General features: G+C 32.6%; 14 protein-coding genes. 4 read left to right on the top strand and 10 right to left on the bottom strand.

All coding sequences use genetic code 11. From position 1 onward, the window contains the following. Positions 1-9 precede the first annotated feature (9 nt). Positions 10-336 (bottom strand): hypothetical protein, encoded by a 327-nt coding sequence (locus FLAPXU55_RS09875; RefSeq protein ID WP_073489016.1) that lies wholly within the window; start codon positions 334-336, stop codon positions 10-12. A gap of 135 nt (positions 337-471) precedes the next feature. Beyond that, positions 472-1371, bottom strand: coding sequence for a NifU family protein (locus FLAPXU55_RS09870; RefSeq protein ID WP_053471641.1), 900 nt, complete (start codon positions 1369-1371; stop codon positions 472-474). A gap of 143 nt (positions 1372-1514) precedes the next feature. Here FLAPXU55_RS09870 and FLAPXU55_RS09865 point away from each other — a divergent pair, with 143 nt between their 5' ends. After that, positions 1515-2504, top strand: coding sequence for a PorP/SprF family type IX secretion system membrane protein (locus FLAPXU55_RS09865; protein ID WP_180857516.1), 990 nt, complete (start codon positions 1515-1517; stop codon positions 2502-2504). A 9-nt stretch (positions 2505-2513) separates the two neighbouring features. Continuing rightward, a complete protein-coding gene (locus FLAPXU55_RS09860) occupies positions 2514-3032 on the top strand; it encodes a gamma carbonic anhydrase family protein (protein ID WP_180857515.1) in 519 nt (172 codons plus the stop codon). 91 nt (positions 3033-3123) lie between these two features. On the opposite strand, the gene FLAPXU55_RS09855 is transcribed toward FLAPXU55_RS09860, so the two are convergent. From FLAPXU55_RS09855 to FLAPXU55_RS09835, 5 genes are all read right to left on the bottom strand, one after another. Beyond that, positions 3124-3840 carry a LytR/AlgR family response regulator transcription factor gene (locus FLAPXU55_RS09855; protein WP_180857514.1) on the bottom strand — a complete coding sequence of 239 codons (717 nt, stop codon included), beginning with the start codon at positions 3838-3840 and terminating at the stop codon, positions 3124-3126. Between the two features lie 117 nt (positions 3841-3957). Then, the gene (locus tag FLAPXU55_RS09850; protein WP_180857513.1) at positions 3958-5049 is read right to left on the bottom strand and encodes a sensor histidine kinase; all 1092 of its coding nucleotides are present in this window, start codon (positions 5047-5049) and stop codon (positions 3958-3960) included. Then, positions 5050-5379 (bottom strand): DUF4907 domain-containing protein, encoded by a 330-nt coding sequence (locus FLAPXU55_RS09845; RefSeq protein WP_180857512.1) that lies wholly within the window; start codon positions 5377-5379, stop codon positions 5050-5052. Then, on the bottom strand, positions 5369-6376 hold the full coding sequence (locus FLAPXU55_RS09840) for a Kelch repeat-containing protein (protein WP_180857511.1): 1008 nt from the start codon (positions 6374-6376) through the stop codon (positions 5369-5371). The genes FLAPXU55_RS09845 and FLAPXU55_RS09840 overlap by 11 nt, the downstream gene beginning before the upstream one ends. A gap of 16 nt (positions 6377-6392) precedes the next feature. Continuing rightward, positions 6393-7184, bottom strand: a complete 792-nt coding sequence (locus FLAPXU55_RS09835; RefSeq protein ID WP_235992019.1) for a DUF6268 family outer membrane beta-barrel protein — start codon at positions 7182-7184, stop codon at positions 6393-6395. Positions 7185-7465: 281 nt separating this feature from the next. On the opposite strand from FLAPXU55_RS09835, the gene FLAPXU55_RS09830 reads away from it, so the two are divergent. Both FLAPXU55_RS09830 and FLAPXU55_RS09825 read left to right on the top strand, forming a co-directional pair. Continuing rightward, positions 7466-8794 (top strand): DUF4270 family protein, encoded by a 1329-nt coding sequence (locus FLAPXU55_RS09830; RefSeq protein WP_180857509.1) that lies wholly within the window; start codon positions 7466-7468, stop codon positions 8792-8794. After that, complete coding sequence (locus FLAPXU55_RS09825) at positions 8795-10033, top strand: aromatic hydrocarbon degradation protein (RefSeq protein WP_180857508.1); 1239 nt, start codon at positions 8795-8797, stop codon at positions 10031-10033. Here the strand turns inward: FLAPXU55_RS09825 and murI are convergent, their stop codons facing one another. The 3 genes from murI to FLAPXU55_RS09810 all read right to left on the bottom strand — a co-directional run bounded on the left by murI (position 10034) and on the right by FLAPXU55_RS09810 (position 12519). Then, positions 10034-10810 (bottom strand): glutamate racemase, encoded by a 777-nt coding sequence (gene murI, locus FLAPXU55_RS09820; RefSeq protein ID WP_053471631.1) that lies wholly within the window; start codon positions 10808-10810, stop codon positions 10034-10036. It lies immediately after the preceding gene. Between the two features lie 148 nt (positions 10811-10958). Continuing rightward, positions 10959-11462 (bottom strand): OmpH family outer membrane protein, encoded by a 504-nt coding sequence (locus FLAPXU55_RS09815; protein WP_177178064.1) that lies wholly within the window; start codon positions 11460-11462, stop codon positions 10959-10961. A gap of 13 nt (positions 11463-11475) precedes the next feature. Next, a complete protein-coding gene (locus FLAPXU55_RS09810) occupies positions 11476-12519 on the bottom strand; it encodes an OmpH family outer membrane protein (protein ID WP_180857507.1) in 1044 nt (347 codons plus the stop codon). Positions 12520-12573 lie beyond the last annotated feature (54 nt).

Below are 12573 nucleotides of genomic sequence, written 5' to 3'. Positions count from 1 at the left end.
ATAGTTCCATTACTTCTCTTCTTCAGAGTCTGAATCTGTTACTCCGTCTTCGCTCACATCAACTACAGTTTCTGTAACCAATTTATAATCCTCGTTGGCAGTTTCAGTAATTACTTCTTTGATAGAATCAATCACATCATGTATAGAATCCGATGCTTTTTCTACATATTCGCTCACGGCATCTTTAGTATGTTCCAGATATTCGGCTGCAGAATCGATTATTGGTTCTGAGGCTTCTTTAACTTCTTCAAAAGTATTTTCGGCCTGATCTGCAAAATCTACTGCTGTTTCTTTTGCCGAGCCAAACAAATTGCTGAAAAATGATGATAATCCCATGGTTTTAAAATGATTAGTTAAGGTTACAATATTAATTATTTTTGGAGAAAAACAATTTAATTTTCGTTTAATTAATTATGAAATAAAAAAAGCGCCTCAAATGAGACGCTTACAATTATAGATAATTGAAATTTTTTATGCATTTAAAGCTTCAACTTTAATAGCTTCATCATTCAACATACTTTTCAGCATATTTTCGATACCGCTTTTTAAAGTAAAAGTAGACGATGGACAACCGCTGCACGCACCTTGCAATATCACTTTTACAGTTTTGTCTTCTTCATTATAAGAATCAAAAGCAATATTTCCACCATCAGCCGCAACTGCTGGTTTTACGTATTCTTCTAAAATATTGATAATTTGCTGAGATGTAACATCTAATTTGTCAAATGCTTCATCTTTTGTAACATCATTTTTAGTAGTAGTCTGAATTAGATTTTCATCTAAAACAGTTCCTCCGTTTTCAATAAATTGCTTAATAAATGTTCTTAACTCCAAAGTGATTTCAGACCAGTCGTTGATTTCGTATTTAGTAACAGAAATATAGTTCTCATCAATAAAAACCTCTTTAACATAAGGAAATTTGAATAATTCCTGTGCAAGCGGAGAAGAAACAGTCTGGTCAATATTTTTGTATTCAACCGCGTTTCTAGTCAACATTCTGCTTACCACAAATTTAAGTGCAGAAGGATTTGGAGTTGTTTCTCCATAAACCGTAATAGGCTGTTTTTTTGCTTTGTTTTCGTCAACTTTAATGATAACACCGCCTTTGTCTACAAATGCTGCAATTTGCTCTGCAACATCATCTTGTACGTCACTCCATTCTACAATGCTGTATCTTTCGATTGCAATAAAATTTCCTGAAATATAAACGGTTTTTACAAACGGCAGATAGAACAATTGCTGTGCTAAAGGCGAAGCTTGGGCTTCATCTATGTTTTTGAATTCAAAGTTTTGATTTTGAGTAATGAAATCTTCAAATTCGAATTTTAGGATAGTAGGATTTTGAGTCTCTTTTATAGTGATTTTTGTCATGGTAGTAATTTTTTGCAAATTTACTAAAGTTATTTTCTACTATTACCTATATTTGATTTTTTAATAAAATAATTAAGACTCTATTCAAATAATTCGTACGAAATTATCAAGAGTGTAAAAATTAGACTAACTAGCCCGCCATTATGAAATTAAAAATCAAGTTATTAATTGTTTTTTTAATAACGACTTTTTATACTTATTCTCAAGAAGGAATTCCTGTTTACTCTGATTATTTATCAGATAATTACTACTTGATTCATCCTTCGATGGCTGGAGCAGCAAATTGTGCAAAAGTTAGATTAACAGCCAGAAAGCAATGGTTTGGTCAGGAAGATGCGCCAACACTTCAAACTTTAAGTGTTAACGGAAGATTAGGAGAGCGTTCCGGTGCCGGGATTATTGTTTTTAATGATAAAAACGGATATCATTCTGAAAAAGGAGTAAAGCTTACCTATGCGCATCATATTATGTTTTCAAGAGATGAAGTCGATTTAAATCAGCTTTCTTTTGGTATTAGCGGAGGATTGATTCAGAATCAGTTAGATGAAACAAAATTTGGCGGTACTTTTGATCCAATTGTTTTTGGTTCTATTCAAAAAGACTCTTATTTTAATGTAGATTTTGGAGCTTCTTATAACTATTTAGATCTTTATGCGCATGCAACGGTTCAGGGCGTTCTTGAAACCAGAAGAGAATTGTATACAGATTACGAAAGTGATAATTTAAGAAAGTTTCTTTTTAGTGCAGGTTATGTATTTGGGAAAAGAGATAAAATTACCTGGGAACCGTCTATTTTATTTCAACTGTTTGATCAGACAAAAGAAAAATCTATTGACCTGAACTTAAAAGCTTATAAGAATTTAGATTTTGGAAGTTTATGGGCTGCTTTATCTTATAGAAGAAGTTTTGACGGAGCTCAGTTTAGCTCTGGAAGCGGAGTTTCAAATCAAAAACTGCAATATTTTACACCAATTGTGGGCGTGAATTTTAAAAACTTTATGTTTGCTTACACCTATTCTCAGGTTACAGGCGATGTAAAATTTGATACTGGCGGATACCACCAGATTACTTTAGGAGTTAATATATTTTGTAGAAAGGAACGTTACGATTGTAACTGTCCGGCAATTAATTAAAATTTTATTATGCTTATTAAATCTGTAAACGGAAAATCACCTGCAATTCCAGAAGATTGTTACGTTGCCGAAAATGCAACTATAGTTGGCGATGTTTCTTTTGGTGAATCTTGCAGCGTTTGGTTTAATGCAGTTGTTCGCGGTGATGTTCACTTTATTAAAATAGGAAATAAAGTAAATATTCAGGATGGCGCAATAATTCACTGTACGTATCAAAAACACCCAACAATTATAGGAAATAATGTTTCTATAGGACATAATGCGATCGTTCACGGTTGTACAATTCACGACAATGTTTTAATAGGAATGGGAGCTATTGTAATGGATAACTGCGTTGTCGAAAGTAATTCGATCGTAGCGGCCGGAGCAGTTTTGACCCAAAATACAGTTGTTCCTTCGGGAACTATTTTTGCGGGCGTTCCTGCTAAAAAAGTAAAAGATATAGATCAATCTGACTTTGGCGGAGAAATTGAACGTATATCAAACAACTACGTAATGTATTCTGGCTGGTTTAAAAACGAAAAATAAAATTATAAATTCCAAAAATGAAAATTCCAAATCCCAATGAAGTGTCAATAACTATTGGGATTTGGAATTTTCATTTTTGGAATTTAATAACCTATAAATTGATTTTTTCAAAGAAAGCATTTTGATAACTTTCACTTATTGGAATTCGTTTGTCGCTAATCAAAACTTTATTTTTTTGTATTGATTTTACATGTTTGATATTGATAATATAAGATCTGTGGATTCGCGAAAATCCTTTGTTTGAAAGCAGGTTTTCTAATTTTATTAAACTGATTAAAGTCAGCGTGAATTTATTGTCTGTCGTGTAAATTTTTACATAATCTTTCAAGCCTTCGATAAAAAGAATATCCGAAAAATTCATTTTTACATTTTCATACTCAGCTCTCACAAACATAAAATCCTGTTCAACTTCCGGAGTGGGAATACTTTCAGAAATTGGGTGAACAGCCGCTGCAGGATTACTGATTTGCTGCGCCCGAACCACAGATTTTAAAAAACGATGAAACGGAATTGGTTTTACTAAGTAATCAACCGCACCAAGATTAAAACCTTCAACGGCATAATCAGAATAAGCGGTTGTAAAAATTACCAAAGGTTTTTTTTCGATTGTATTTAAAAAGTCAATTCCGGAGAAATGCGGCATTTGAATATCAAGAAAAATCAAATCAATATTATTTTGATTGATAAATGAAACAGCATCGATCGCATTATTAAAAGTGCTGACCAGTTCAAGCGAATCTACCTTCTTGACAAAATCTTCTAATAGTTCAACTGCTAAAGGTTCATCATCTATAATTACACATTTCATCTGTTGAAAATTAAGTTTTTAAATTTGTTTTGGCAGTCAAAAGTAGTTTTAAACCAATGAATTAAGTTTTAAAATTATCATAAAAGTACGCAATTAATCCAAGTATCATTTTAACGTTTATGTGGTTTTTATTTCATCTAATTTTAAACTTAAATGAACGCGATAAAAATGATTATCCTGATTAATAGTCAGTTCGTGTGCATTTGGATAAAGTAAATCCAGTCGGCTTTGAATATTTACAAGTCCGATACCAGAATTGTCAGGATCTTTTTCATAATTTTCGATAGTATTTTCGATCCAAAAATCCAGATCATTTTCAGAAATGAATATCTTAATCTTTACATGCGTAGCACCTTTATAATCGGTTCCGTACTTAAAAGCATTTTCTACAAAAGAAATTAAAAGCAAAGGTTCAATAAACTTGTTTTTGGTATTGCCGTGAACATTTATAACAATGTCTTCAATATTATTCAGCCTCAGTTTTTGCAGCTCAATATAATTCTGGATGTAATTGATTTCTTTTTCTAAAGCCACCGTTTTGTTATCTGTTTCGTAGAGCATATAGCGCATTAATTCAGATAAGGTCACGATGGCATCAGGGACCAAATCAGATTTCTTATGTGCCAGAGAATAAATACTGTTTAACGAATTGAATAAAAAATGCGGATTGGTTTGCTTGCGCAGATAAATCAATTCGGTATTCGTTCTGTGTGTTTCGGCGATTAGTTTGTTTTGCTGATTATTATAAAACTCTGTCAGTGTTCTAATAACGGCGCTTATGGTAATAATTAAAATATAAAAAAAAGACGGGCCAATTTTAAAAAACAACGGCTGTCTCGCCGGCGCCATCATTACTCTGCCTCTTTGCTTATACAGGTTAATTGCTTCAGGCGGAATCATTCTTGTTCTCATATGTCTAAACTCAGGAATAAAATAATGAATCCTGATAATCATGAAGACAGCAATAAGAATAAAAATGAACAGAAAATATTTCCAATACTTTTTTTGTAAAAGAAGAGCAGGTACCAAGTAAAAATAATTCAGATAAAATAACAGAATTCCCGTTGCCCATTGTACATAGAAATCATTATTGATTCTAAATGGACTTTCATAAAATTGAATCAGCGATGTTAGAATAAAGAAAATCCAAATCATAAAATGGAATAGTATTTTATTTGAATTTGTATTTTTAATGGTATCTAGTGTCATTTATAATTTTATTTTTAATAAAATTAATTCATTTTTGGTTACCGTTGGAGATAAGTTTTGTTTGAGTTTTTCAACCACAAAATGGGCTGTTTTTAAAGCATCTTCTTCTGTCGAAAAACTTTTGTTATCATTTATAACAGGAATAATCGATTGTTTGATTATGATTTTATCTTTATAAGAAATCGAATATCCCCAGCCTGAATTTGTTTTAAATGATTCGGTTTTGAAAACCTCCTTTTTTGTACAGGAAACAATTTGTAAAACCAGAATGAAAAGCAATAAATTCTTCTGGATTTTACTCCAGAAGAATTGTTTAGTATTAATTGTCATCGTCGCTTTGTTCATCTTGCGGTCTAAATTCCCATGCATCGTCAAAGTAAGTAGAACCCACTCTTCCTAACATGTAAAAACCGCGATTGTTAATTGTAAAGCCAACAGCATCAGTTCTTGTTGCACCTTCCATAGCTGTTCTTTCTTCCCAAAGATCTGTTGAAGGATTGTATTCCCAAACCGTTTTGATATTTTCACCACCCACGACATATCCTAATCCGTTCATTGAAAAGCTAGAAGCATTAGATCTTGTAATGGCATATTCATCATTCCAGGTGTAATCATCATCTGTATCTTTATCGATATCTCTTTTTCTTGTCCAGACATCAGTTGCAGGATCAAATTCCCAAAAATCTTCCTGATACACGCCATTGTTAACTCCGGTAACCAGATAAGCTTTATCTGAAATTACAAATACAGTAGCATTACGTCTTTTATTACCGCTAAATCCATTTACAAGCGTCCATGTATTTACCTGGTCGTCATACTGGTAAAAATCTTTTAAATAATTTCCATCATAACCAGTTCCAAAATAAGCTTTTCCGCCAGCCTGGAAACCAACGGCAGCATAACGACCTGTTCCTGCAAAATCAGCTTTTTGAGTCCAGCTGTTGCTTGATGGATCATATTGATAGAAATCCTTTAATTTATTAGTTCCATCATAACCAAGTCCCACATAACCTTTATTATTTAGCGTAAAACTTGATGCCGAACTTCTGGCAACACCTCCGAAATTAGCTTTTTGTTCCCAGTAATCTCCAGTTGAGTTATAAGCCCATAAATCTTTTAAGTATTCATCTCCGGTATAACCCGTTGCTATATAAGCAAAATCTCCAATTACAAAACTTGTTGCACTAGATCTTGCAGGACCGTCAAACGCAGATTTTTTAATCCAGTTACCTACTAAATCATCGTCATCGTCATCATTGCTGCAGCTTATAAAAAAGAGGCTCGAAAGCAGGGTTGCGAATAATATTCCTTTTTTTAGATTATTCATAGTGTTTAAAATTTATTTATTGTTTGTATTTGATCCCAATTCCTAAAATGTATCCGTTGCTTATGTTGAAATCATAAAGAGTATGATTATCACCATCGGTTAATTTGTATTTTTTGTCAAAATCATATCCGGCTTTAAAATTTAAAAACCAGTTTTTATCGACATTTCTCTCATATTCAAATGAGGTTGTCATTTGTGATAAAGTTGCTTTTGCCGCATTTTTATCTATTTCATTCTGAATATTTAAATTGTAAAAACTTCCGTTGAAGCTGTTACTTAAACTAAACTTGTTGCGTATGTTATTCGAATACGAAATCCTTGAATCCGGAAAACCAATCAGCACATTAGCGTTGTCATTCATTTTATAATTTAAAGAGGCTGACGGCAGAAATTTTGGGTTTCCAAAAACGCTGGTTCTTGCGGCTCCAATACTTAAAGTCATTTTTGAACTTAATTCCTGTTTTATTTCAAAACTTCCTAAAAGTGTAAAATCAGAAAAACCTAAATTTTCCTGAAAACTGAACGTTGGCGTAACCGCAAAATTCAGTTTTGTCGAATTTGATATTTCCTGCGAAAATTCAAATTTGTTCTTAATCTGCTGTAACTTGTCAAAATCTTCAAAGGATTCATAATGACCTAAATCATAGTTTACATTCAAATTCGAATATTCCAGCGTATTTGTAATCAGGCTTTTTGAACTTATTTTTTTGTTGAACGAAACACCAATACTTGTTTCAGTAAAATCAATTTTGTTAGTAGGCTCTGTTTTCAAATTCAGCTGTACTGAAAAATTTTCCTGCGCTTTCATATTTAGAAATGACACTAAAAAAACCGAACAAATTATAAACCTTATTTTCATTACTTATTTATTGGTTCAAAAGTAGGTTGGAGAAGGTTTTAAAAAAAAGAAGATATATGTATGACTCTTTTTGATAGACAAAACAGCCTTTTTTAAGGTCGAATGAAATATTTATTTGCGATATTCCATTGTAGATGTTTTTTCGCCTTTGATAGTCTAAAAACACGTGACTGTATATGTTATAGTGTGCTACAGAAGACGGCATTTTATATTTGCTCAAAAAATTGATTATGGGCAAGTTTTTATTAATGTTAGTTTTTGCTTTTACTATATTTTCCTGCGGTACAGATACTGATGAAGGAAATTTTGTTGTAGGTTCAGATTATTTGGCTATAAATAATAAAGTAGTGATGATCGACACGCTTACGGTCGAAATGTCAACTATAAATTTCGATTCACTTATTACTTCGGGACAAAGCCGAATTTTAATAGGTAATTATGATGATCCTATTTTAGGAAAAGTAAAATCAAACAGTTATTTCCAGCTTTCTGCCAGTTCTTATGCCTTGAATAATTCAGGTTCAGATACTGAGACTGTAAATTTTGTTTTTGATTCTATTTCCATGATTTTAAAATATGATAACTATTATTACGGAGATACTACTCAGGTTCAAAAATTTGATATTCATCGATTAACCCAAAAAGTAAAGCCAAATAAAGACGATGATAGTTTTTACAATAACTCCACTTTAACCTACAGCGACGAAAGTCTGGGTACTGTTTCGTACAAACCCCGTCCAATAGAAAAAGATTCTATTAATATTAAAATGAGTAAGGATTTTGGAGAAGCGCTCTTTCAAAAAATAAAAAAGAGAGAAATTACAGGTTTAGATAATCTTACTGAATATTTAAAAGGATTAGTGCTTGTTCCTTCAAGTTCTAATTCATCAAGTGTAATAGGATTTCATACTGCTACCAGTAAAGTTCGAATGTATTATTCCAAATATCAGGGTGACACAGATGCCGATTCTTTTTTTATCGATTTTTTGATGTCAAATACAGCGACACAATTTAACTCTATATCGCTCGATAAAACAGGAACTATAATTCAAAATTTACCCGTTTCGACCAGTAAACTTTCAAGTTCCTTAACCAATAAACAAGGTTTTATTCAGTCTGGAAGCGGAGTTGCCTGCCGTATTGATTTTCCGAATATAAAGCAGCTTAAAAATATTTCAAGTAACGGAGCCATTGTCGACGCTCAAATGTTTATAAAACCTGTAAACAATTCGTATTCTAATAAATATCCTCTGGCAGATTCTTTAAAAGTATATGTAGGCGATAATTTAAACAGAATTAGCGGCAGTTTGCTTAATGCTGCAGGAGCGGCAGTTTATGGAACTTTGAGCCAGAAAAGTGATGAGTTTAATGAAAATATAGGTTATACCATTCCGCTGGGCAGTTTTTTACAAAAGGAAATGCTGAAAGCGTCAGATTCAAGATCATCCCTGATATTAACATTGCCCGGAATTTCTAAATCAGTTAACAGACTTGTTTTAGGAGATCAAAAACATCCCGAAAATAAAATTCTAATAAAAATTTATTACCTCTCCTATTAAATGAAAAAGAAAATAATTTTTGTAAGCTGCTTCATTTTAATGGCGCTGACTTCATTTTCTCAAAGTATTTCGAGTTCGCCCTATTCATTGTATGGTTTAGGAAGTGTGTATGATGCCGATTTTGGTGCGATTTCATCAATTGGATCTTCCGGAATCGCTTTGCCTTCAGAAGGTTTTATTAATAATCTAAATCCGGCGTCTTTAGGGTTTATGCCTTTAAATCATTTTATGCTTGATGTGGGCGGAAAAGCTATTGGAACAACATACCAAAGTAAATCCAAAACCGAGAAGCGAAATAACTTTCAGTTTTCTCATTTAGCTTTTGCTTTTCCCGTAACTAAGAATTCAGGTTTTAGTATTGCACTTAAACCGTATTCGAGTTCTACGTATAAAATTTCAAATCTTTTACTGCCTATTGCAGATAGTAAGGAATCGTATAATTTGTCTGCAGCTGGTTCAGGAGGATTAAATGATTTTGATTTTTCCTATGGATATCGTTTTGGTAAAAAGCTGACTGTTGGAGCTACTGCCGCTTTGTTATTTGGAAATATTACAGACGACCGCACCTTTACTATTTTGAATTCAATTACTAATGTTCATAAAAAAACAGATTACAGCGGATTTCGTGCTACTTTAGGAACGCAGTATAAAATAGATTCCACATTGACAATTGGAACAACTTTTAAACTTCCGGCACAAATTAAAGGCTCAAAAGTTCAATCTGTTCAAACATCTGCAGATGGAGTTGTTAATGTTATTGAGTCTGAAACAGCTTCGGATGTGGATGATTATTATATGCCTTTAGAAATAGGAGTAGGGATCAGCAAGCGATTTAAGAATGTTTTGAACATGACGTTAGATTACGAAAAAAGTTTGTGGAATGATACCAGGCAGTCTGATCTTTATGGAGATTTTGTAAATCAGGACAGATTTGCCCTTGGATTTTCGTACTTCAATGCTAATAGAAATATTCGTAAATATTGGGATAGGATAACCTATTCTGCGGGAGCAAATTTTGATACCGGTTATCTTGAAGTTGACGGAAAAAGAGTTAACAACGCCTCAATTTCTGTGGGAGTTAATCTGCCAATCGAAAATACCTCTTCGTCCCTAAATATTTCATATTCCTATGGTCAAAGAGGCAGGATATCAGAAAATCTTATTAAAGAAAATTATCATAAGATAACCCTTAATTTATCTTTAGATGGAATTTGGTTTGTGAAACGAAAGTTTGATTAATTAAAAGTCTTTTTCAATTACCGGATATTTATCTTCTAAAATAGATTTTAAAACCGCTGGATTTGAATTGACATAAAATATAGGTTCACTTTTTGGAGTGTCAGTAAAACCGACTTTTTCACGCAAAATATTTTGTGTTTGTCTTGCTACTGCCTCTCCAGAATCTATGATTTGAATGTGATCCGGAAGTATCTTTTTAATCTGCGGAATTAAATAAGGATAATGGCTGCAGCCTAAAACAAGATAATCAATATTAGCATCGATCATAGGCTGTAAATATTCCTCTAATAATTGAGTCATTTCTGGAGAATATAAATTGCCATCTTCAATTAATTTAACCAGACCGTAACCAACCTGCTCAATAATTGTAGTATGCTGAAACATCTCTGCAGTTTTATTAAACAGTTCACTGTTTAAGGTTCCTTTTGTAGCCAGGATTCCAATAACCTGCGTTTTAGAATTATTGGCAGCAGGTTTTATTGCAGGTTCAATTCCTATAAACGGTATATCATAATCATTACGAAGTTCCCAAATTGCATTTGTTGTTGCAGTGTTGCATGCTACGACAATTAATTTGCAATTATTTTCAAGTAAAAACTCTACATTTTTTTTACTTAAGGCAACAATCTCTTCTTTTGTTTTTTGACCGTAGGGAGCATTTTTGCTATCGGCTAAATAAATTGTTTTTTCGTTTGGAAGTAAATCGTGAATTTCTTTCCAGATTGAAGTTCCTCCAATACCAGAGTCGAAAACGCCTATAGGATTATTGTTTGTCATAATACAAAATTAGTATTTTTTGAAATAAAAATATATTCCAATTTAGTAGAAATCTGGAAATATTAATGGATTTTAATTTTAAATAAATGTAAAAAAAAACTGCTTAAATTTTTAAAATTTAAGCAGTTTAATTAAAGGAATTCGTTTATTAGAATCCTAAGTCTTTTTTCACGTCAGCAGTAATGTTTGGACCATCAGCTAATAGAAGAGTAGAACCATCTAAAACATATTGGAAACCTTTAGCTTTACCAACTTTTTGGATAGAAGCTCTTACTTTTTCCATTAAAGGTTTTACGATATCAGTTTCTTTTTGTTGAAGTTCTTTTTGAGCATTGTCTCTGTAGTCAACAATTCTTTTTTGCATATCCTGAACTTCTTTAGAACGATCACCGTTTACAGCCTCAGTTACAGTTGCTGCTTCAGCTTCATACTTTTTGATTTTTGTTTGGTATTCGTCAACCATTTTTTTGTATTCAGCATCATATGTCCCACTTAATTTTTGCAGTTGATTTTGAGCATCTAGCATAGCAGGCATTTTCGACATAATCTCGCTAACATCAACATGGGCAACCTTCGCCTGTGCGTTCATTGTATTACTTGCTCCTAAAATAAGTATTGCAGCAATTAGTAAAGTTTTGATTTGTTTCATCATTTTAAAAAATTAATTAATTATTGGTCGTATTTGTTTTTTGTGTTTCGGCCTCTTTTGCTTTTTTAGCCGCTTCTCGTTCTTCGAGTATTTTTTTTCTTCTCTCTTCTAATTCTTTTTTACGCTGTTCGTAAAGTTTTTGTCTTTCTGCCGCTTTATCTACTGCAGGTTCTGTTGTCGCAGGCTCAGTAGTTGTTGTCGCAGGCTCAGTAGTTGTTGTCGCAGGTTTAGCTGTTTCTCCAGGTTTAGCCGTTTCAGTTGTTTTTGCTGCCTCGGTTGTTTTTGCTGGTTCAGAAACCGTGCCATTTTTTTTAGCTTCTCGTTCTGCCTGAATTGCTTTTCTTCTGTCGTCGTATTCTTTTTTCTTAGCTTCCTGCTCCAGTCTTCTGTCTTCAATCAGTTTTTCTCTTGCAGTTCTCTTTTCATCTAATGCTTTTTGACGATCTGCCATTGCCGGATTTTCATCAATTGCATTTTCTTTACTTTCCTTAGCTTCCTGATCTTTCAATTGTTTTTTAGTCAATTGTTCTCTTTTATCAGTTCTGTTTAAAATACGCAGTACCTGATCACTAATATCGAATCTTTTATTGCTAAAAAGCATTGTCAAATCTGACGATTTATCAAAAATGAAATCATAATTTTTAGCTTCGGCAATATCTTGAACAGCTGTAAAAACCTGATCCTGAATTGGCTTTGCTAAAGCTGATTTCTGTCTCATTAAATTTCCATCAGCACCAAATTGTTTTTGCTGATACTCCAGCATTTCGTTTTCCTGAAATTTTATTTCAGTTTCTCTTTCATCAATTAATTCTTTAGTCAATAAAGCTTTTTCCGCCTTAAGATTTTCTTTAAGCGTATTGATGTTTAATTTTTTGGCTTCTATTTCTTGCTTCCACTTTTGAGCTTTTAGCTCTAATTGTGATTTTGCTTCTTTGTAATCAGAAACATTTTCCAAAATATATTCCATATCAATGTAACCGATTCTAGTCGTTTTACCTTGACCCTGAATTGTATTTACTGCAATCAAGACTAAAAATATAAATAAAAACCGTTGTTTCATAACATTACTTTATTTTGAATTTTTAGCCAAAGGTATTAAAATTTGTACTAAAAC

This window comes from Flavobacterium panici, from assembly GCF_903819335.1.
GTDB classification, from domain to species: domain Bacteria; phylum Bacteroidota; class Bacteroidia; order Flavobacteriales; family Flavobacteriaceae; genus Flavobacterium; species Flavobacterium panici.
This window is presented reverse-complemented; position numbering and strand designations above follow the sequence as displayed.

Excerpts from the sequence above, each read along its gene's own strand:
- FLAPXU55_RS09875 (WP_073489016.1), bottom strand. The coding sequence starts at position 336 with ATGGGATTATCATCATTTTTCAGCAATTTGTTTGGCTCGGCAAAAGAA.
- FLAPXU55_RS09870 (WP_053471641.1), bottom strand. The coding sequence starts at position 1,371 with ATGACAAAAATCACTATAAAAGAGACTCAAAATCCTACTATCCTAAAA.
- FLAPXU55_RS09865 (WP_180857516.1), top strand. The coding sequence starts at position 1,515 with ATGAAATTAAAAATCAAGTTATTAATTGTTTTTTTAATAACGACTTTT.
- FLAPXU55_RS09860 (WP_180857515.1), top strand. The coding sequence starts at position 2,514 with ATGCTTATTAAATCTGTAAACGGAAAATCACCTGCAATTCCAGAAGAT.
- FLAPXU55_RS09855 (WP_180857514.1), bottom strand. The coding sequence starts at position 3,840 with ATGAAATGTGTAATTATAGATGATGAACCTTTAGCAGTTGAACTATTA.
- FLAPXU55_RS09850 (WP_180857513.1), bottom strand. The coding sequence starts at position 5,049 with ATGACACTAGATACCATTAAAAATACAAATTCAAATAAAATACTATTC.
- FLAPXU55_RS09845 (WP_180857512.1), bottom strand. The coding sequence starts at position 5,379 with ATGACAATTAATACTAAACAATTCTTCTGGAGTAAAATCCAGAAGAAT.
- FLAPXU55_RS09840 (WP_180857511.1), bottom strand. The coding sequence starts at position 6,376 with ATGAATAATCTAAAAAAAGGAATATTATTCGCAACCCTGCTTTCGAGC.
- FLAPXU55_RS09835 (WP_235992019.1), bottom strand. The coding sequence starts at position 7,184 with ATGAAAGCGCAGGAAAATTTTTCAGTACAGCTGAATTTGAAAACAGAG.
- FLAPXU55_RS09830 (WP_180857509.1), top strand. The coding sequence starts at position 7,466 with ATGGGCAAGTTTTTATTAATGTTAGTTTTTGCTTTTACTATATTTTCC.
- FLAPXU55_RS09825 (WP_180857508.1), top strand. The coding sequence starts at position 8,795 with ATGAAAAAGAAAATAATTTTTGTAAGCTGCTTCATTTTAATGGCGCTG.
- murI (WP_053471631.1), bottom strand. The coding sequence starts at position 10,810 with ATGACAAACAATAATCCTATAGGCGTTTTCGACTCTGGTATTGGAGGA.
- FLAPXU55_RS09815 (WP_177178064.1), bottom strand. The coding sequence starts at position 11,462 with ATGATGAAACAAATCAAAACTTTACTAATTGCTGCAATACTTATTTTA.
- FLAPXU55_RS09810 (WP_180857507.1), bottom strand. The coding sequence starts at position 12,519 with ATGAAACAACGGTTTTTATTTATATTTTTAGTCTTGATTGCAGTAAAT.